This window comes from Luteipulveratus flavus (assembly GCF_029439465.1).
Lineage (GTDB): Bacteria > Actinomycetota > Actinomycetes > Actinomycetales > Dermatophilaceae > Luteipulveratus > Luteipulveratus flavus.
The window spans coordinates 185904-204093 of record NZ_JAROAV010000031.1; the positions used below are offsets into that span (position 1 = coordinate 185904).

The following is an 18190-nucleotide window of genomic DNA, read 5'->3' on the forward strand; positions in this document are numbered from 1 at the left end:
CAGGTCGAGGAGATCTCGTGAGCTACACCGTGCTGGCCGCCGTGAGCGGTCTCAGCGCTGCGTCCGACAGCGGCGACGGCTTTGAGGCGCCCACGCCCGAGGAGTTCTACCAGCCGCTGTTCGGCTCCGGTGACTTCTCCTTCACCCGCCCGATGGCGCTGTTCGCCATCTCGGCGGTGCTGATCGCGGCGTTCCTGATCGTCACCACCCGTAAGGCCGCGGTGGTGCCGGGCAAGGGTCAGTGGATCACCGAGCAGGGCTACAACTTCGTCCGCAACGGCATCGCCCAGGACATCATCGGGTCCAAGGAGTTCCTGCGGTACGTCCCGCTGCTGTTCACGCTCTTCTGCACGATCCTGGTCAACAACCTCTTCGGCGTCATCCCGCCGTTCCAGTACCCGACGATGGGCCGGGTCGGCTTCCCGATCGCCCTCGCGCTGCTGGTGTACGTGATCTACCAGGTCCTCGCGTTCAAGCGGAAGGGTGTCATCGGCTACCTCAAGAGCCTGATCCCGGACGGCCTTCCGACGGCGATCGTGCCGCTGATCCTCTTCCTGGAGATCATCACCTACTTCGTGACCCGGCCGGTCACGCTCGCGCTGCGACTCTTCGGCAACATGTTCGCCGGCCACCTGCTGCTGCTGCTCTTCATCCTCGGCGGCGAGTACATGATGTTCCACGCCGACGGGATCCACATGAAGGTCTTCGGCGCCGGCTCGTACATCCTCGCGGCCGCGATGACCGTCTTCGAGATCCTGATCGAGGCCCTGCAGGCGTACATCTTCACCATGCTCGCGGCGACCTACATCGCCGACTCGCTCAGCGACCACCACTGATCGACCCGAGCCGTTCGACCCACAACTGAACAGCACCACCACTCAAGCTTCCGTTCGACGCGGTGTCGGACGGGGACCCCCGAAAACACGAAAGAGAGACCATCGTGGAAGGCACCATCAACCTCGGCGGCAACATCGCGATCCTGGGCTACGGCCTCTCGGCCATCGGTCCCGGTATCGGTATCGGCCTCATCTTCGCCGCCTACATCAACGGCGTCGCTCGTCAGCCCGAGGCCCGCGGCATGCTGCAGTCGATCGCCATCCTCGGCTTCGCGCTCGCCGAGGCGCTGGCCATCTTCGGTCTGGTCCTCGCGTTCGTCTTCCGATCGGCCTGACCGAACTCGGTAGACCCGTTCCCGCGCCCCTGCGGACCTAGGAGAATCCCGTGCACAACATCGCCACCGCGGCTGTCGCCGTCGTGAGTGAGGACAAGGTCGGCGAGCGTCCCCCGATCGTTCCCCATCTGGGGGAGCTGATCTTCGGAGCGGTCGTCTTCCTCGCCCTCCTGTGGGTCGTCGCCAAGTACGTCGTCCCGAAGCTGGAGCAGGCGTACGCCGAGCGGACGGCCGCCATCGAAGGTGGCATGGCTCAGGCCGAGGAGGCCCAGAAAGAGGCCGAGGCTGCCAAGGCGCAGTACGAGGCCCAGCTGGCCGATGCTCGTGCCGAGGCTGCCCAGATCCGCGAGGACGCGCGCGCCCAGGGCGCGCAGATCGTTGCGGAGTCGCGCGAGCAGGCCGGCACCGAGGCCGCTCGTATCGCCGATTCGGCACAGAAGTCGATCGAGGCCGAGCGTCAGCAGGCCGCCGTCACGCTGCGCAACGACGTCGGTCGGATGTCGACCGACCTCGCGGGCCGCATCGTCGGTGAGTCGCTGGAGGACGAGACGCGCCAGCGCGGCATCGTCGAGCGCTTCCTCGCCGAGCTGGAGGCCGGCCAGGTGACGCCCGAGAAGGTCGGCGGCGCGTCGTCCGGCGACGCCACGGTCGCGGGCGGCTCCCCGTCCGCGGGCGGTGCCACGCCGGCCGGGGCGGAGTCCTGATGCAGGGCCCCTCCCGGGCGGCCCTGGCCCAGGGCCGCGACGAGCTCGGCCGGACGCTGGCGTCGGTCGTCGACCCGGCGCAGGTCGGCGAGGAGCTGTTCTTCGTCGGGCAGACGCTGGACAGCAGCGCCTCCCTGCGTCGTGCGGCGGCCGACCCCTCCCGCGAGGTGGCTGCCAAGCAGCAGCTGGTCGAGCGGCTGTTCGGGGGCAGGGTCTCCGAGCAGACGGTCGGGCTGGTGCGCACGCTGGTCGCCCAGCGCTGGAGCGCCGAGCGTGACCTCGCCGAGGCGGTCGACCTGCTGGCCGTCGAGTCGGTCGTGGTCAACGCTGAGCAGCAGGGTCGCATCGACCAGGTCGAGGACGACCTGTTCCGCTTCTCGCGCACCGTCTCCGGTGACGCCGGGCTGCGGGACGCGTACGCCGACCGGCAGCGCAGCGGAGCCGACAAGGCGACGCTGACCCGTCGGCTACTCGAGGGCAAGGCCGCACCGGAGTCGGTGCGGCTGGCGGCCCACGCCGCCGAGCACCCGCGCGGTCGCCGGTTCGAGAAGGCGCTGGAGAGCTACGTCGGTGTCGCGACCCGACGCCGTGAGCAGCTCACGGCGCTGGTGACGACGGCGACGTCGCTGGACGAGTCGCACCAGCAGCGTCTGCAGCAGGCGCTGTCGGACATGTACGGCAAGCCTGTTCAGATCAACGTCGTCCGTGACCCCGAGGTCGTGGGCGGTATCCGGGTGCAGATCGGTGACGAGGTCATCGACGGCACGATCGCGCGTCGTCTCGACGAGGCGCGGCGCGGACTCGCCGGTTAGCCCGGCTCGTCGGCGCAGACCACAGCAGCAGACCTCGCACGACACACAATGACTTCGGGACGTACCACGGTGGGCGACCCGGCACGAAGGAGTAGATGATGACGGAGCTCTCGATCCGTCCGGATGAGATCCGTGACGCGCTGGACGGGTACGTCCAGTCCTACGAGCCCGGCGCGGCGTCCCGTGAAGAGGTCGGTCGCGTCGTCGATGCCGGAGACGGCATCGCCCACGTCGAGGGCCTGCCCTCGGTCATGACCAACGAGCTGCTCCAGTTCGAGGACGGCACGCTCGGCCTCGCGCTGAACCTCGACGTCACCGACATCGGTGTCGTCATCCTCGGTGACTTCAACGGCATCGAGGAGGGCCAGGAGGTCAAGCGCACGGGCGAGGTCCTCTCGGTCCCCGTCGGTGACGCCTACCTCGGTCGCGTCGTCGACCCGCTCGGCAACCCGATCGACGGTCTCGGTGAGATCAAGGCCGACTCGCGTCGCGCCCTGGAGCTGCAGGCCCCGAACGTCGTGTCCCGCAAGTCGGTGCACCAGCCGCTCATGACCGGCATCAAGGCCATCGACTCGATGACCCCGATCGGTCGCGGTCAGCGTCAGCTGATCATCGGCGACCGCAAGACCGGCAAGACGACGATCGCCACCGACACGATCATCAACCAGAAGCAGAACTGGGAGACCGGCGACCCGGAGAAGCAGGTCCGCTGCATCTACGTCGCCATCGGCCAGAAGAACTCCACCGTCGCCGAGGTCCGCGGCACCCTGGAGGAGGCCGGCGCGATGGAGTACACCACCATCGTCAACGCCCCCGCGGGTGACGCTGCCGGCTTCAAGTACCTCGCGCCGTTCACCGGCTCGGCCATCGGCCAGCACTGGATGTACGACGGCAAGCACGTCCTCATCGTGTTCGACGACCTGTCCAAGCAGGCCGAGGCGTACCGCGCGATGTCGCTGCTGCTGCGCCGCCCGCCGGGCCGCGAGGCGTACCCGGGTGACGTGTTCTACCTGCACTCGCGTCTGCTCGAGCGCTGCGCGAAGCTCTCCGACGAGCTGGGCGCCGGCTCGATGACCGGTCTGCCGATCATCGAGACCAAGGCGGGCGACGTCTCGGCGTACATCCCGACCAACGTCATCTCGATCACCGACGGTCAGATCTTCCTGCAGTCCGACCTGTTCAACGCCAACCAGCGTCCGGCGGTCGACGTGGGTATCTCCGTCTCCCGTGTCGGTGGTGCCGCGATGACCAAGGCCATGAAGGCGGTCACCGGCTCGATCAAGGTCGACCTCGCGCAGTACCGCGAGATGGAGGCGTTCGCGATGTTCGCCTCCGACCTGGATGCCGCGTCGCGTCAGCAGCTCGCCCGCGGTGAGCGTCTGATGAACCTGTTCAAGCAGCCGCAGAACAGCCCGTACCCGCTCGAGGAGCAGGTCGCCGCGATCTGGGCCGGCACCACCGGTCAGCTCGACAAGGTGCGGGCCGAGGACGTCGGCCGGTTCGAGTCGGAGTGGCTGGACCACCTGCGTCGCAACGAGAAGGGCTTCCTGGACGCGGTCCGCGAGTCCACCAAGCTCGACGACGACGGCAAGGCCACCCTCGAGCAGGCCATGGAGCGCTTCAAGCAGGAGTTCCAGGCCGGCGAGGACCGGGGCGGCGAGGGCTCGGAGCAGCACGACGAGATCACCCAGGACCAGATGGACCAGGCCCAGATCGTCAAGCAGCAGTCCTGATCTGCCGCTGACGAGACGAGAAGGAGGCTCTTATGGGAGCGCAGCAGCGGGTCTACCGCCAGCGCATCCGGTCGGTCCAGGCCACCAAGAAGATCACGCGCGCCATGGAGCTCATCGCGGCGTCGCGGGTGGTCAAGGCGCGTCAGTACGTCGCCGAGTCCACCCCGTACGCCATGGCGCTCACGCGGGCGTGCTCGGCGGTGGCCACCCACTCCGACACCCAGCACCCGCTGACCACGGAGCGGGAGAACCCCACCCGTGCGGCGGTGCTGATCCTGACCAGTGACCGTGGTCTCGCGGGCGCGTACTCCGTCAACGCCATCAAGAAGAGCGCCGAGCTGATCGAGCGCCTGCAGAACGAGGGCAAGGAGGTCGTGCCGTTCCTCGTCGGTCGTAAGGCGGTGAGCTACTACAAGTTCCGTCGCCGTGAGTACGCCGCCGAGTGGACCGGTTTCACCGACAGCCCGAAGTTCGAGGTCGCCAAGGAGATCGGCGAGCGGCTCACCGCGGAGTTCGTCAAGGGCTCCGAGGAGGGCGGCGTCGACGAGGTGCACGTCGTCTACACGACGTTCGTCAACATGGTGACCCAGGAGCCGCGGGACCTGCGCCTGCTGCCCCTGGAGGTCGTCGAGGGCGACCTGGACGCCGACGGTGACGGTCAGCCGGACGGGCCCGTGCCGCTGTACGAGTTCGAGCCGAGCGCCGAGCGGGTCCTCGACGCGCTCCTGCCGAAGTACGTCACGTCGCGCATCTTCAACGCGCTGCTGCAGGCGGCGGCCTCCGAGCTGGCCGCCCGCCAGCGGGCGATGAAGTCGGCGACGGACAACGCCGAGGAGCTCATCAAGACCTACACCCGACTGGCCAACCAGGCCCGTCAGGCCGAGATCACCCAAGAGATCAGCGAGATCGTGGGCGGCGCCAGCGCGCTGGCCGACGCCTGACCCGAAGAAGGAAAGTGACACCCATGACTGCTACAGCAGCCCACGAGGCGCAGGCGCCCGTCGAGGGTGGCGTCGGTCGCGTCTCGCGCGTGATCGGCCCCGTCGTCGACGTCGAGTTCTCGGTCGAGACGATGCCCGACCCGTACAACCTGCTCGTCACCGAGGTCACCCTCGGCGAGGAGACCAAGGCTCTCAACCTCGAGGTCGCCCAGCACATCGGCGACAACATGGTCCGCGCGATCTCGCTGCAGCCGACCGACGGCCTCGTCCGTGGCGCGCAGGTCAAGGACACCGGCGGCCCGATCTCGGTGCCCGTCGGTGACGTGACCCTCGGCAAGGTGTTCAACGCCACGGGTGACTGCCTCAACCTGGCCGAGGGCGAGACCCTCGAGGTCAACGAGCGGTGGGGCATCCACCGCAAGGCCCCGGCGTTCGACCAGCTGGAGTCCAAGACCCAGATGTTCGAGACCGGCATCAAGGTCATCGACCTGCTGACCCCGTACGTGCAGGGCGGCAAGATCGGCCTGTTCGGCGGTGCCGGCGTCGGCAAGACGGTGCTCATCCAGGAGATGATCGCCCGCGTCGCCAAGGACCACGGCGGTGTGTCGGTGTTCGCCGGTGTCGGTGAGCGCACCCGTGAGGGCAACGACCTGATGGTCGAGATGGAGGAGGCCGGGGTTCTCGGTCAGACCGCCCTCGTCTTCGGTCAGATGGACGAGCCGCCGGGCACGCGTCTGCGCGTCGCCCTGTCGGGTCTGACGATGGCGGAGTACTTCCGCGACGTGCAGAACCAGGACGTGCTGCTGTTCATCGACAACATCTTCCGGTTCACCCAGGCGGGCTCGGAGGTGTCGACGCTGCTCGGCCGTATGCCGTCCGCGGTGGGTTACCAGCCGACGCTGGCCGACGAGATGGGCATCCTGCAGGAGCGCATCACCTCGACCCGTGGTCACTCGATCACCTCGATGCAGGCGATCTACGTGCCGGCCGACGACTACACCGACCCGGCTCCGGCGACCACGTTCGCCCACCTGGACGCCACGACCGAGCTCTCGCGTGAGATCGCGTCGATGGGTATCTACCCGGCCGTGGACCCGCTGACCTCCACGTCGCGCATCCTGGACCCGCGCTACATCGCGCAGGACCACTACGACACGGCGGTCCGGATCAAGGGGATCCTGCAGCGCAACAAGGAGCTGCAGGACATCATCGCGATCCTGGGTATCGACGAGCTGTCCGAGGAGGACAAGGTCCTCGTCAACCGCGCCCGTCGTATCCAGCGCTTCCTGTCGCAGAACACCTACGTCGCCAAGCAGTTCACCGGCATCGAGGGCTCGACGGTTCCGCTGGTCGACACCATCGAGGCGTTCACCAAGATCGCCGACGGTGAGTACGACCACGTCGCCGAGCAGGCGTTCTTCATGTGCGGTGGCCTCGACGACGTCGAGCGCCAGTGGTCGGAGATCCAGAAGAACCTCTGATCTCCTTCAGCGAGGAGGCCCCGTCCGGACATCGTCCGGGCGGGGCCTCGTCCGTCTCCTCCACCGTTCTTCGCGTGACGACGCCGGGTCGGTCCGGTCACCTGTGGTCGCGGACCCAGCGGACGGCGGCGGCGTGCTCGGCGCGCAGCCAGTCCGGTCCTCGCTCCAGGCGGGGGTCCGCGGACGGCTGGGAGCCGAGGAGCTCCTGAAGGTAGCGGCGGTCATGGTCGATGCGCCGCCGCAGCTCCCGGCCGTCGCCGACTCCGCCGTGCCCGGGCACGACGACGTCCACGTCGGCGGCCGCGGCCGCCAGCAGGTCCAGGGCCGCGTGGTAGTCGCCCACCGGGTCGTCAGCGGTGAGGTCGAGCAGCGGTACCTCGACGTCGGAGAGCATGTCGCCGGCCATGAGGGTGCGGCGGTCGGGGACGAGCAGGGCGGCGTGCCCGGGCGCGTGTGCGCGGTGCTCGAGCACCTGGACATGTCGCCAGGGCGCCGGCAGGGTGCGCGCCCCGCGCGGGAGCGCCTCGACGTCGCCGAGAGCGGTGGTGTCGACCTCGGGCACCGACGTCCGCGCCTCGGCCCGGACGGTCGGCAGGTGCGCCCGAACCGCGTCGGTCGCCGCCCGCGTCGCGAGGCGCCGGGCGTGGCCGAGGCTCGACCGCCACAGCAGGTGGTCCCAGTGCGGATGGGTCGAGAAGCCCAGCCCCACGCGTACGCCGCGCTCGTCCAGCTCCGCGGCGACGGCGTCGATCTCACCCGGCAGCACGGCCGGGTCGACCACCAGGCATTCCGAGCCCGGCCCGAGAAGGACCGTGGTGGTCGTCGTGCAGTACGCGTGCGTGGCGACCAGGACGTCGGGAGCGACCTCGCGCAGAGCCGACATGAGGCCAAACGTAGCCAACTGCGCACGTGGCGCCTGTCCAGGTCGGCATACTGACCACTCGTGACAGGGGATCCGGAGAGCATCGAGGACTACTACGCGCGGATCCTCGCCGCGACCGACGACGAGGGCCGGCTGCCGGTCGCCGTCGAGGAGATGCCGGGCTGGGACATCTTCCCGTACGAGCTGGACTCGTTGCGGCTCAAACCCATCCGGCCGCTCGCCGCCGACGAGCCACCCCGCAGCGGCGAGGATCCGGCGGAGTGCTGGTGCGCCGAGCCGGTGACGGTCGACGTCGAGCGGCGGGTCTGGACGAACGACCGCTGGAAGCTCGATCTCGCGATCGACACCGGGCTGCCGATCACGATGCTCCTCGGCACCCGGGAGCACTACGACCTGCCGACCCTGCCCGCCGAGCTGGCGGCCGAGATGGGCCGGCTCATCACGGTCATCTCCGCGGCGGTGGAGGCGCTCCCGAGCGTCGGTCGCTCGCAGCTGGCGAAGTACGGCGACGGCGGTGCTCACCTGCACCTGTTCTTCTTCGGCCGGCCCGCGCGCATCCTGCAGCTGCGGGGGTCGCCCCTGCTGGACTGGGAGGAGAACCTGCCGCGCATGCCGCTGGAGTCCCTGCACGCGAACGCCCGTTCGGTGGCCGACCGGCTCGTCGGCGTCCTCGGCGGTGCGGCCGGAGAGCTGCGCGTATGAGGCGTCCTGAGCTCCGGCGCGCCCGCACCGCGACGGAGGGAGCCGGTCTCGGCTGGCGCCTGCACGGCGACGGGAGGACGGTCGAGCCGGGCTCGGTCGTGGCGCCGGAGGAGCGGCTGACCTGGCCGCGCACGATCGGCATCGGGGCGCAGCACGTCGTCGCGATGTTCGGCGCGACCTTCCTGGTGCCCCTGCTCACCGGGTTCCCGCCCGCGACCACGCTCTTCTTCTCCGGGATCGGCACCCTGCTGTTCCTGATCGTCACCGCGGGCCGGGTGCCGTCCTACCTGGGGTCGTCGTTCGCGTTCATCGCGCCGATCACCGCGGCCAAGAGCGACCACGGGATGTCCGGGGCGCTCGGCGGAGTCGTGCTCACCGGCGTCGCGCTCGCGCTCGTCGGGCTGCTCGTCCAGGCGGTGGGCGCCGGCTGGCTGCGCGTCCTGATGCCGCCGGTGGTGACCGGTGCGATCGTGGCGCTGATCGGGCTGAACCTCGCACCCGCGGCGAAGGCGAACGTCGTCAAGGCCCCCGTCACGGCCGTGATCACCCTGGCCGTGATCATCCTCGCGACCGTGCTCCTGCGCGGGCTGCTCGGCCGGCTGTCGATCCTGATCGGGGTGATCGTCGGCTACGTGGTGGCGCTCGTCTCCGGCGAGGTGGACCTGGACCCGGTCCGCGCGGCCGACCTGGTCGGGCTGCCGGACTTCACGACGCCGACCTTCCACCTGTCGACCGTGGGCCTGTTCGTGCCGGTCGTGCTCGTGCTCGTCGCCGAGAACATCGGGCACGTGAAGTCGGTCGCCCAGATGACCGAGCGCGACCTGGACCCGGTCTCCGGGCGCGCCCTGCTCGCCGACGGCGTCGCGACGACGCTGGCCGGACTCGGCGGTGGGTCGGGTACGACGACGTACGCGGAGAACATCGGAGTCATGGCCGCGACCAAGGTCTACTCGACCGCGGCGTACTGGGTGGCCGGGGTCACCGCCCTGGTGCTGTCCTTCTCACCGACGTTCGGAGCCGCGATCTCGACGATCCCGGCCGGTGTGCTCGGCGGTGCCGCGACGGCGCTGTACGGGATGATCGGCATGCTCGGCGTCCGCATCTGGGTCGAGAACCGGGTCGACTTCGGCCACCCGGTCAACCTGCTCACCTGCGCGGTGGCACTGGTGATCGGCATCGCCGACTACACCTGGGCCGTCGGTGACCTGCAGTTCGCCGGCATCGCGCTCGGGACCGCAGCGGCGCTGCTCGTCTACCACGTGATGACGGCCTTGAACCGGCTGTCACGAGCTCTGCCCGAGCAACGCTGACCGAGGCGGCCCGGCCGGTCCGGTCGGTCCGGTCGAATGTCGAGGTGTGGCGCGGCGCCGCTCCCGGCGCCGGTACGATGGTCCTGTACCCCACGTCTGCCCCGGAAGGACACCCGTGAGCCAGCTGACCGTCGAGCTCGTTGCCGCCGACCGCAAGGTCTGGGAAGGCGAGGCCAGCCGCGTCCTCGCGCGCACCGTCGAGGGCGAGCTGGGCATCCTGCCCGGGCACGAGCCGATCCTGGCCGTTCTCGCCGAGGGCGAGGTCCACATCGACCCGCTCGACGGCCAGCGCCAGTCCGTCTCGATCGACGGCGGCTTCCTCAGCGTCGACGACAACCGCGTGACCCTGGTCGCCGAGACCGTCGACGCCTCGGCTCTCGCAGGCTGAGTCAGGGGCCGTATGGCGGGGACTCGGCTGGCCGGCGAGGTCCTGGGGGGGGTTTGTCTCCTGCTGGTCCTCATCGCCTGCGCCTTCGTGCTGCGACGGCAGGCCATCGCCCGCGGCTGCCCGCTGATGCTGATGGCCCGCCAGAAGCCTTCGGGCTGGACCCTCGGCATGGCCCGGGTCACCGCGTCCGAGGTGTGCTGGTTCCCCTTCCTCGGATTCTCCGTACGACCGCGCGACCGCTGGGTCCGTGGTGATCTCGACCTCGGGGCGCCCTTGCCGATCCACGGCGGGCGCCCCGTCTCCATGCCGGACGCGGTGTCGGTGAGCTGCTCCTCGCGGGCCGGGGACTTCACCATCGCGCTCTCCTCGGCCGACTACACCGCGCTGCGGTCCTGGGCCGAGTCGGCGCCACCTGGGCTGAACGCCAACGTCGCCTGACCGGCGCGGCGCGTCACCGGCGACGCCGCGCCGTCCTAGCGGTCGCCCCCGGGCACCCAGGCCACGTCGCCCTGCGACAGGTTCGCGACCCGGGCGAGGATGAACAGCAGGTCCGACAGCCGGTTCAGGTACCTCGCCGTCAGCGGGTTCACCCCGCCCACGCCGCGGTCGCTGCCGACGGGCGCCTCCTGGTCGCCGTACTCCGCCAGTGCTGCCCACGCCGACCTCTCGGCGCGGCGGACGACGGTGCGGGCCACGTGCAGGTGCGCCGCCGCGGGTGTGCCACCGGGCAGCACGAACGAGCGCAGCGGCTCGAGCCGTTCGTTGTAGGTGTCGCAGGCCTCCTCGAGCGCGTCGATCCACGCGGCGAGCACCCGCAGCGGCGGGTGCTCGGGCTCGGCGGCCAGCGGGTTGCACAGGTCGGCGCCGACGTCGAAGAGGTCGTTCTGCACCCGGGTCAGCACCGCCCGTACGTCGTCGTGCAGGTCGCCGCACGCCAGCGCGACCCCGATGGCGCTGTTGGCCTCGTCGGTGTCGGCGTACGCGACCAGTCGTGGATCGGTCTTGCCGGTACGGCTGAAGTCGCCGAGGGTCGTCGTGCCGTCGTCGCCGGTGCGCGTGTAGATGCGCGTGAGGTTGACCATGAGGGCGATCGTGTCAGACGTGGCGGACGGCCCGGACGCCGACGGCAGGACGCCCCCGTGACCTAACCGTTATCTTCGGGCACCCAACGATGTCAGGGCCCTCATGCGTCAATGGAGTGCACGGCAGGCGACGACGAGGAGAGAGCATGGCACGCTCGAGCGGTCGCGACGTCGATGCCGATGTCCACGAGGTCGTCCCCGGTGCCGAGATCGGCATCTCCGGAGTCCTCGGTGTCCAGTCCGTCGCGGATGTCCGGATCAGTCTCGGCCGGGCCATCGACACGGGGTCGGGCGACCTGGTCCTGCATCTGGGGGACGCCGAGGTGGGTGACGCGACCGGTCTCGGGGTGATCGTGGGCGCACACCACCGGGCTCGCCGGGCCGGACGTCGTCTGGTGATCGCCGACGCCTCGCCGCGGCTGGAGCGGCTGCTGCGCGCCACCAAGCTCAACCGGGTGATCGCCGGCAGTCATCAGGACGCCGCGGCCAACCCGATCATCGCCTGAGCCGCCCCGAGCGCTCGGCTCGCCGCACGAGCCGAGGTGGTCAGCCGAGAGCCGTCGCCGCCGCTCGCCTCGGGTCCGCCGCGGCGCTGACGTCCCCCGTGGACGAGCGGTGCGCGGCCCCGACGCCGCCGAAGTACATCGCGTTGGCCTGGTGCTCGGTTCCCGCAAGGCCGAGCGAGGCCAGCGTCCGCGAGATGTCCGGCGCGGGCTCGTGCTCGACGTGGATCCCGTCGCCGCTGCGCAGCCGTACGTGCAGCCGTGGCTGGTCGATCGCGTCCTGCAGCCGGGAGCCCTCGATGACGTACCGCGAGATCACCTGGGCCAGCGCGGTGGTGATGCGGTCCGCGCCCGGGCTGCCGATGGCCAGGACGCTGCCGTCGTCGTGCCGAGCGGTCGTGGGTGCCATGTTGGACGCGAGCCGGGTCCCCGGCGGTAGGGCGTGCAGCCCGCGCTGGTTCAGCTCCGGCTCGCCGAGGCAGTTGTTCAGCAGCAGGCCCGTGCCGGGCGCCGTCACGCCCGAGGAGTACCCGGAGGAGGCCGTGATCGCGCACGCGAGCCCGTCGGAGTCGACGACCGAGACGTGGGCGGTGTGCTGGGAGCGCGGGACGGCGTCCAGGACCAGGGCGTCGAGCGAGGCCAGCAGCTCCGTGCCGGCGGTCTCCAGGTCCGGCGCGGTGTCGAGGCGGTCGCGCCGGTGGCCGAGCACGGTCCGCTGGACGGCGATCATGGCCGCTGCGCTCGGCACCTCGCCCTCCAGCAGACGGAGCATCGCGGCCAGCACCGGGCCGCCGATCGACGGCGGCGGGTTGGTCGCGACCTGCCAGTCCCGCAGCCGGGTCAGGGTGGCGGGACGGACGACGGGCTCGTACGCCTCCAGGTCGGCCCGGGTCAGCAGGCCGCCCTCGTGCTGCAGGTGGTCGGCGACGCGGCGGCCGAGCTCGCCCTCGTACAGCGCCCGTGCTCCTTCGTGGGCGATCTGCTCGAGGCTGTCGGCGAGGCGGTCGTCGGCCAGGGTGTCGCCCGGAGAGAGGGGGCGCCCGTCGTCGCCGATGAGCTGCGCACGCGTCCCGGTGTCGAAGCTGAACAGCGGGTCTCCGACCTGCTGCAGGTAGCTGCCCGCCGTCGCGCCGACGCGGAAGCCGTGGCGCGCGACGTCGGCGGCCGGCGCGACGACCTCGGACCACGGTGCGTGGCCGTACCGGTGGTGTGCGAGGTCCATCGCCGCGAAGGCGCCGGGGGTGGCGACCGATCCCGCGCCGGCGTGGACGGTCATGCCGCCGGCGTAGTCCAGCCACAGCTCGCGCACACCCTGCCCGAACCGCTCCCGAGGGAGACCTCGTCCGGGCATCTCGACGTTGCCGTCGATCACGACCGGGCCCCCGCCCACCGGCCAGACCGCGACGTAGGCGCCGCCGAGCGCACTCACGATCCCGGGTTCGGTGACGAAGGTGACGCTCATCGCGGCGAGCGCGGCATCGACCGCGCTGCCGCCGAGGCGGACGACGTCGATGCCCGCCTGGGCGGCGAGGGCGTTGGGTGCGGCGACGGCGGTGCGCCGAGACGGGACCGGCATGAACGCGATTCTGCCCGACCGCCCAGCTGTCCCTGCCGGAACGGTCGATCAGAACAGGCGCGCGCCCGCGTCGTCCATCCCCTTGAGGGCCTCGTAGTCGAGCGTGACGCACCGGATGCCCCGGTCCTGTGCCAGCACCCGGGCCTGCGGCTTGATCTGCTGGGCGGCGAAGACGCCGGCGACCGGCGCGAGGTGGGGGTCGCGGTTGAGCAGCTCCAGGTAGCGGGTCAGCTGCTCGACGCCGTCGATGTCACCGCGCCGCTTGAGCTCGACCGCCACCGTGCGACCGTCGGCGTCGCGGCACATGATGTCGACCGGTCCGATCGCCGTCATGTACTCGCGGCGCATCAGGGTGTAGCCGTCACCGAGGGTGGTGATGTGCTCGGCGAGCAGCGTCTGCAGCTGCGCCTCGACGCCGTCCTTGACCAGCCCGGGGTCCACTCCGAGGTCGTGCGAGCTGTCGTGCAGGACCTCGTGCAGCCGGACCCGCAGCCGGTCCTCGGACTTGGCGTGCTGGACGACCCAGCACGCGACGACGCCCTCCTCGAGCTCGTCCGGCGTGGGTGCCACCTCGGCCATCGCGCACGGCGGCGACATCCAGTTGAGCGGCTTGTAGGAGCCGCCGTCACTGTGGACGAGCACCGAGCCGTCGGCCTTGACCATGAGCAGCCGGGTGGCCAGGGGGAGATGGGCCTGCAGGCGTCCCTCGTAGTCGACGGAGCAGCGGGCGATGACGACGCGCACCCGCAGCACCCTACGACGGGCCGCGGCGGCGCACCGCTCGGACGGGGCGTTCGCGGCGGTGCGGCCGTCTGGGAGACTGCGCGACATGCGTGAGATCACCACCGTGGGCGTCATCGGACTCGGCACGATGGGCGCCGGCATCGTCGAGGTCTTCGCCAAGGCGGGCCTGTCGGTCGTCGGCGTCGACGGCACTCCGGAGCTCGCCGAGCGCGGGCGCGGCTTCCTGGAGGCCTCGACCGGCCGGGCCGTGGCCAAGGGCCGGCTCAGCGAGGAGGACCAGGCCGCGGTCCTCGGTCGGGTCACCTGGTCCCACCGGCTGACCGACCTCGCCGGCGCCGACCTCGTCGTGGAGGCGGTGCCGGAGCGGATGGAGATCAAGCGGGACATCTTCACCACGCTGGACGGCATCGTGCGCGAGGACGCGATCCTGGCCTCCAACACCTCCAGCCTGTCGCTCACCGAGATCGCCGCCGCCACCGCGCAGCCGCAGCGGGTCATCGGCATGCACTTCTTCAACCCGGCGCCGGTGCTCGCGCTGGTCGAGGTCATCACCACCCTGCTCACCGACGACGAGGTCACCGGTGCGGTCCGCGAGCTGGCCGTCCGGCTCGGCAAGAAGCCCGTCGTGGTCGGCGACCGCGCCGGCTTCGTCGCGAACGCCCTGCTCATCACCTACCTGGCGCGCGCCATCCGGATGTACGAGACGGGTCACGTCTCCCGCGAGGACATCGACGCCGCCGGCAAGGTCGGCATCGGCCTGCCGATGGGTCCGCTCACCCTCGCCGACCTGATCGGGCTGGACGTCGTGAAGGAGGTCTGCGACGTGCTGTACGCCGCGACCCACGAGCCGTCCGCCGCGCCGCCCGCACTGCTGCAGCAGCTGGTGACGGTCGGTCGCCTCGGCCGCAAGACCGGCCAGGGGTTCTACGCGTACGAGAAGCCGGGCTCGGGTGTCGTCACGGACGCACCGGAGGCCGTCGGCCGGCCCGGCGCCGCTTCGTCGGTCGCGGTGGTCGGCACCGGCGACCTCGCGACGGATCTGGTGGACCGGCTCACCGCCGCGGGGACCACCGTCACGGCGGTCGACGACCCGGGTGCCGACACCGCCTCGCTCGCCGGGACCCCGGTCGTCGTCCTCGTGGGTGGCCCCGAAGGCAGCTGCGAGGACTGCGGCAGCGGCGACTGCCTCATCGCCGAGGGGGTGGACCCGTCCGATGCCACGGCCTGCGAGTGCTGCCACGGCACGGCTCCGGAGGCGTGGTTCGGTGCGGTGGCCGAGTCGCTGGACTCCCGTACGGTCCTCGTGCCCACCGACGAGCCCAGTGCCTGGGCGCTGCTGGGGCGGATCGACCCCGAAGTCCAGGTCGTGCCGGTCGCCGTCCACCGGCCCACCCGCTCGGGATCCCTGGTCGAGGTCGCGCGCCAGATCGACGGGGACGACGGCGCGGTGCGCTCCGTCGACGCGACCTTCGCCGCGGCCGGCTTCGTCACGCTCGTCACCCGCGACCGCGCCGGCCTGGTGGTCGACGCGCTGCTCTACCCGCACCTCAACGACGCCGTCCGGATGCTCGACTCCGGATACGCCGGCGCCGCCGACATCGACACCGCGATGACGGCCGGCTGCGGCTACCCCCAGGGCCCGTTCGCGATGATCGACGAGATCGGCGCCGACGAGGTCGCCGACGGACTCACCGACATGCAGACCGAGACCGGGGACCCGGCGCTCTCGCCGTCGCCGCTGCTGGTCGAGCACGCCGTCGCGAACCGCTCGTTCCTCGGCTGAGACCGTCGTGCCTCGGCGCAACCGCAGCCGGCGTGAGGAGCCCCGTGGCGACGTGTCGCGGATCCTCGGCGGTGGCGTCCGCACCGAGTCCTACGCCGGTGGCCGGTGGAACGTGCGGCAGCTGCGCGGGGGCGTCGAGGACCGCGGGTACACCTGCCCCGGCTGCCAGCAGCGGCTGTCGGCCCGGACTGCCCACGTGGTGGTCTGGCCTGCAGACGGCCTCGGCGACGTGGAAGATCGACGCCACTGGCACACCGCGTGCTGGTCCGCCCGCGAGCGACGTCCGCCGCAGGGCTCGTGGAGGTAGGAGAGGCTCGTGACCGAGATCCGCGCCAACACCGTGCTCGCCGCACGGCGTGAGGACATCGAGCTGGACACCGGCGACGGCCTGCGGCTGGTCGGCGAGCTCGCACTGCCCGCGGCGCACGACCCGGTCGCCACGCTCGTCACGCTCCACCCGCTGCCGACGCACGGCGGGTTCATGGACAGCCACGTCCTGAAGAAGGCGTCCTACCGGCTGCCCGCCCTCGCCGACCTGGCCGTGCTGCGGTTCAACACCCGCGGGACGACCTCGCCGCGAGGCACGTCCGAGGGCGCCTTCGACGCCGCCGACTCCGAGCGGTACGACGTCGCGGCCGCGATCGAGTACGCCGAGTTCCACGAGGCTCCGGCCCTGCCCCGCCGCTGGCTGCTCGGCTGGTCGTTCGGGACCGACCTCGCGCTCATGCACGGGCTGGACCCGTCCGTGGAGGGCGCGATCCTGCTGAGCCCGCCGCTGCGGTACTCCCGGCCCGAGCACCTGGCCGCGTGGGCCGAGTCGGGCAAGCCGGTCCTCTGCCTCGTGCCGGAGTTCGACGACTACCTGCGTCCGGCGGAGGCGGCCGAGCGCTTCGCGGCGATCCCGCAGGCGAAGGTCGTCGGGGTCGACGGCGCCAAGCACCTGTGGGTGGGGGAGCCGTACGTCCGCCGGGTCCTGAACGAGATCGTGCAGACCGTGCTGCCCGGGCACGCCGAGCTGCCGGTCGAGGTGGACGCCGACCTGGTCGTGGAGCAGTCGTGACCGGCGTGCGCGGTCGTGCTCGCGTCGGCGCCGCGGACGTCGACGCGGCCGCCGAGCGCCTGGACGGCACCATCGTCCCGACACCGCTGCAGCACAACGGCCGCCTCTCCCGGCGTACCGGGCTGCAGGTGTGGCTCAAGCGCGAGGATCTCCAGCCCGTCCGCTCGTACAAGCTGCGAGGGGCGTACAACCTCATCTCCCGGCTGTCCGAGCAGGACGCCGCCGCGGGCGTCGTGTGCGCGAGCGCCGGCAACCACGCCCAGGGTGTGGCGTTCGCCTGCGCGGCTCTCGGGGTGCACGCACGCATCTACCTGCCTCGGACGACGCCGCGGCAGAAGCGCGCCCGGGTGGCCTCGATCGGCGGCGACTCCGTCGAGGTGGTCATCGAGGGCGACTACTTCGACCAGAGCGCCTCGGCCTCGCGGGCGTACGCCGAGCGCAGCGGCCGGGTCCTCGTGCCGCCGTTCGACCACCCGGACGTGATCGCCGGCCAGGGCACGGCGATCCGCGAGCTCGTCGGTCAGCTCGGGCGCGCCCCGGACGTGCTCGTGGTTCCGGTCGGGGGTGGCGGGCTGCTGGCGGGGAGTCTCGCCTGGCTGCGCGAACGGCATCCGTCGGTGCGGGTGGTGGCCGTCGAGCCGGCGGGCGCACCGAGTCTCGGCGCAGCCCTCACGGCCGGGCAGCCGGTCGACATCGGCGACGTCGACCCGTTCGTCGACGGTGCTGCCGTCGGCCGGATCGGCGACGTGCCCTTCGACCTCATCGACGCCGACCCGCCGCGGGTGGAGTCCGTCCCCGAGGGCCTGGTCTGTGTCGAGATGCTCGACCTGTACCAGGAGGACGGCATCATCGCCGAGCCGGCCGGGGCGCTGGCGTCGGCCGCGCTCTCGCTCGACGACCTCGACATCGAGCCCGGCTCGACCGTGGTGTGCCTGCTCTCCGGCGGCAACAACGACGTCAGCAGGTACGCCGAGGTGGTCGAGCGTGCGCTGGTGCACGAGGGCCGCAAGCACTACTTCCTGGTCGACTTCCCCCAGGAGCCCGGTGCGCTGCGGCACTTCCTGGACGAGGTGCTCGGCCCGGACGACGACATCACGCTGTTCGAGTACGTCAAGCGCAGCAACCGTGAGACCGGCCCCGCGCTGGTCGGCATCGAGCTCGGCGCGCCCGACGACCTGGATGCCCTGCTGCTCCGCATGGAGCACGGTCCGCTGCACATCGAGCGCCTCCCGCCCGGCAGCCCGGTCTCCCGCTTCCTCGTCTGACCGCCCCGCCCTCTCCCCGGCGAAAGATGGCGGCTGGCACAGGTATGCGTGT

20 protein-coding genes are annotated in these 18190 nt (G+C 71.1%); 16 read left to right on the forward strand and 4 right to left on the reverse strand.

All coding sequences use genetic code 11. The annotated features are described in order from the left end of the window. Window positions 1–17 precede the first annotated feature (17 nt). From atpB to atpD, 7 genes are all read left to right on the forward strand, one after another. A complete protein-coding gene (atpB, locus tag P4R38_RS12815) occupies window positions 18–836 on the forward strand; it encodes a F0F1 ATP synthase subunit A (RefSeq protein ID WP_275238449.1) in 819 nt (272 codons plus the stop codon). Between the two features lie 116 nt (window positions 837–952). Then, on the forward strand, window positions 953–1171 hold the full coding sequence (gene atpE, locus P4R38_RS12820; RefSeq protein WP_457609447.1) for an ATP synthase F0 subunit C: 219 nt from the start codon (window positions 953–955) through the stop codon (window positions 1169–1171). A 59-nt stretch (window positions 1172–1230) separates the two neighbouring features. Beyond that, window positions 1231–1875 carry a F0F1 ATP synthase subunit B gene (locus P4R38_RS12825; RefSeq protein WP_277192473.1) on the forward strand — a complete coding sequence of 215 codons (645 nt, stop codon included), beginning with the start codon at window positions 1231–1233 and terminating at the stop codon, window positions 1873–1875. Further along, window positions 1875–2687 carry a F0F1 ATP synthase subunit delta gene (locus P4R38_RS12830; protein ID WP_277192452.1) on the forward strand — a complete coding sequence of 271 codons (813 nt, stop codon included), beginning with the start codon at window positions 1875–1877 and terminating at the stop codon, window positions 2685–2687. The genes P4R38_RS12825 and P4R38_RS12830 overlap by 1 nt, the downstream gene beginning before the upstream one ends. Before the next feature lie 98 nt (window positions 2688–2785). Further along, window positions 2786–4420 carry a F0F1 ATP synthase subunit alpha gene (gene atpA, locus P4R38_RS12835; protein ID WP_277192453.1) on the forward strand — a complete coding sequence of 545 codons (1635 nt, stop codon included), beginning with the start codon at window positions 2786–2788 and terminating at the stop codon, window positions 4418–4420. 32 nt (window positions 4421–4452) lie between these two features. Beyond that, complete coding sequence (locus tag P4R38_RS12840) at window positions 4453–5361, forward strand: F0F1 ATP synthase subunit gamma (RefSeq protein WP_275238453.1); 909 nt, start codon at window positions 4453–4455, stop codon at window positions 5359–5361. A gap of 23 nt (window positions 5362–5384) precedes the next feature. Next, window positions 5385–6842 carry a F0F1 ATP synthase subunit beta gene (gene atpD, locus P4R38_RS12845; RefSeq protein WP_275238455.1) on the forward strand — a complete coding sequence of 486 codons (1458 nt, stop codon included), beginning with the start codon at window positions 5385–5387 and terminating at the stop codon, window positions 6840–6842. A 97-nt stretch (window positions 6843–6939) separates the two neighbouring features. Here atpD and P4R38_RS12850 read toward each other — a convergent pair whose 3' ends face one another. Further along, on the reverse strand, window positions 6940–7725 hold the full coding sequence (locus P4R38_RS12850; RefSeq protein WP_277192454.1) for an MBL fold metallo-hydrolase: 786 nt from the start codon (window positions 7723–7725) through the stop codon (window positions 6940–6942). Window positions 7726–7785: 60 nt separating this feature from the next. Between P4R38_RS12850 and P4R38_RS12855 the strand changes: the two genes are divergently transcribed. The 4 genes from P4R38_RS12855 to P4R38_RS12870 all read left to right on the forward strand — a co-directional run bounded on the left by P4R38_RS12855 (window position 7786) and on the right by P4R38_RS12870 (window position 10563). Beyond that, window positions 7786–8427 carry a hypothetical protein gene (locus P4R38_RS12855; protein ID WP_277192455.1) on the forward strand — a complete coding sequence of 214 codons (642 nt, stop codon included), beginning with the start codon at window positions 7786–7788 and terminating at the stop codon, window positions 8425–8427. Further along, window positions 8424–9737, forward strand: a complete 1314-nt coding sequence (locus tag P4R38_RS12860) for a uracil-xanthine permease family protein (RefSeq protein ID WP_275238458.1) — start codon at window positions 8424–8426, stop codon at window positions 9735–9737. Before P4R38_RS12855 ends, P4R38_RS12860 begins: the two co-directional genes overlap by 4 nt. 115 nt (window positions 9738–9852) lie before the next feature. Continuing rightward, window positions 9853–10125: a F0F1 ATP synthase subunit epsilon gene (locus P4R38_RS12865; RefSeq protein ID WP_275238459.1), complete on the forward strand. Its 273-nt coding sequence runs from the start codon at window positions 9853–9855 to the stop codon at window positions 10123–10125. 12 nt (window positions 10126–10137) lie between these two features. Then, window positions 10138–10563, forward strand: coding sequence for a DUF2550 family protein (locus tag P4R38_RS12870; protein ID WP_275238460.1), 426 nt, complete (start codon window positions 10138–10140; stop codon window positions 10561–10563). 35 nt (window positions 10564–10598) lie between these two features. On the opposite strand, the gene P4R38_RS12875 is transcribed toward P4R38_RS12870, so the two are convergent. After that, complete coding sequence (locus tag P4R38_RS12875; protein ID WP_277192456.1) at window positions 10599–11207, reverse strand: cob(I)yrinic acid a,c-diamide adenosyltransferase; 609 nt, start codon at window positions 11205–11207, stop codon at window positions 10599–10601. A 146-nt stretch (window positions 11208–11353) separates the two neighbouring features. Between P4R38_RS12875 and P4R38_RS12880 the strand changes: the two genes are divergently transcribed. Beyond that, window positions 11354–11713, forward strand: coding sequence for an STAS domain-containing protein (locus tag P4R38_RS12880; RefSeq protein ID WP_275238462.1), 360 nt, complete (start codon window positions 11354–11356; stop codon window positions 11711–11713). 40 nt (window positions 11714–11753) lie between these two features. Here the strand turns inward: P4R38_RS12880 and P4R38_RS12885 are convergent, their stop codons facing one another. Together P4R38_RS12885 and nucS are read right to left on the reverse strand one after the other, a co-directional pair. Next, window positions 11754–13286, reverse strand: a complete 1533-nt coding sequence (locus tag P4R38_RS12885; RefSeq protein WP_277192457.1) for a gamma-glutamyltransferase — start codon at window positions 13284–13286, stop codon at window positions 11754–11756. A 48-nt stretch (window positions 13287–13334) separates the two neighbouring features. Next, the gene (gene nucS / locus P4R38_RS12890) at window positions 13335–14030 is read right to left on the reverse strand and encodes an endonuclease NucS (RefSeq protein WP_277192458.1); all 696 of its coding nucleotides are present in this window, start codon (window positions 14028–14030) and stop codon (window positions 13335–13337) included. Between the two features lie 85 nt (window positions 14031–14115). On the opposite strand from nucS, the gene P4R38_RS12895 reads away from it, so the two are divergent. Genes P4R38_RS12895 through ilvA form a run of 4 tightly spaced genes read left to right on the forward strand, consistent with a single transcriptional unit; the run spans window position 14116 to window position 18138 of the window. Continuing rightward, window positions 14116–15813: a 3-hydroxybutyryl-CoA dehydrogenase gene (locus P4R38_RS12895; RefSeq protein ID WP_277192459.1), complete on the forward strand. Its 1698-nt coding sequence runs from the start codon at window positions 14116–14118 to the stop codon at window positions 15811–15813. Window positions 15814–15865: 52 nt separating this feature from the next. Beyond that, window positions 15866–16120 carry a hypothetical protein gene (locus P4R38_RS12900; RefSeq protein WP_277192460.1) on the forward strand — a complete coding sequence of 85 codons (255 nt, stop codon included), beginning with the start codon at window positions 15866–15868 and terminating at the stop codon, window positions 16118–16120. Window positions 16121–16129: 9 nt separating this feature from the next. Continuing rightward, window positions 16130–16873 carry an alpha/beta hydrolase gene (locus P4R38_RS12905; RefSeq protein ID WP_277192461.1) on the forward strand — a complete coding sequence of 248 codons (744 nt, stop codon included), beginning with the start codon at window positions 16130–16132 and terminating at the stop codon, window positions 16871–16873. Continuing rightward, window positions 16870–18138 (forward strand): threonine ammonia-lyase IlvA, encoded by a 1269-nt coding sequence (gene ilvA, locus P4R38_RS12910; RefSeq protein WP_277192462.1) that lies wholly within the window; start codon window positions 16870–16872, stop codon window positions 18136–18138. The genes P4R38_RS12905 and ilvA overlap by 4 nt, the downstream gene beginning before the upstream one ends. Window positions 18139–18190: the final 52 nt, after the last annotated feature.

Excerpts from the sequence above, each read along its gene's own strand:
- P4R38_RS12830 (WP_277192452.1), top strand. The coding sequence starts at position 1,875 with ATGCAGGGCCCCTCCCGGGCGGCCCTGGCCCAGGGCCGCGACGAGCTC.
- atpA (WP_277192453.1), top strand. The coding sequence starts at position 2,786 with ATGACGGAGCTCTCGATCCGTCCGGATGAGATCCGTGACGCGCTGGAC.
- P4R38_RS12840 (WP_275238453.1), top strand. The coding sequence starts at position 4,453 with ATGGGAGCGCAGCAGCGGGTCTACCGCCAGCGCATCCGGTCGGTCCAG.
- atpD (WP_275238455.1), top strand. The coding sequence starts at position 5,385 with ATGACTGCTACAGCAGCCCACGAGGCGCAGGCGCCCGTCGAGGGTGGC.
- P4R38_RS12850 (WP_277192454.1), bottom strand. The coding sequence starts at position 7,725 with ATGTCGGCTCTGCGCGAGGTCGCTCCCGACGTCCTGGTCGCCACGCAC.
- P4R38_RS12860 (WP_275238458.1), top strand. The coding sequence starts at position 8,424 with ATGAGGCGTCCTGAGCTCCGGCGCGCCCGCACCGCGACGGAGGGAGCC.
- P4R38_RS12870 (WP_275238460.1), top strand. The coding sequence starts at position 10,138 with ATGGCGGGGACTCGGCTGGCCGGCGAGGTCCTGGGGGGGGTTTGTCTC.
- P4R38_RS12875 (WP_277192456.1), bottom strand. The coding sequence starts at position 11,207 with ATGGTCAACCTCACGCGCATCTACACGCGCACCGGCGACGACGGCACG.
- P4R38_RS12880 (WP_275238462.1), top strand. The coding sequence starts at position 11,354 with ATGGCACGCTCGAGCGGTCGCGACGTCGATGCCGATGTCCACGAGGTC.
- P4R38_RS12885 (WP_277192457.1), bottom strand. The coding sequence starts at position 13,286 with ATGCCGGTCCCGTCTCGGCGCACCGCCGTCGCCGCACCCAACGCCCTC.
- P4R38_RS12895 (WP_277192459.1), top strand. The coding sequence starts at position 14,116 with ATGCGTGAGATCACCACCGTGGGCGTCATCGGACTCGGCACGATGGGC.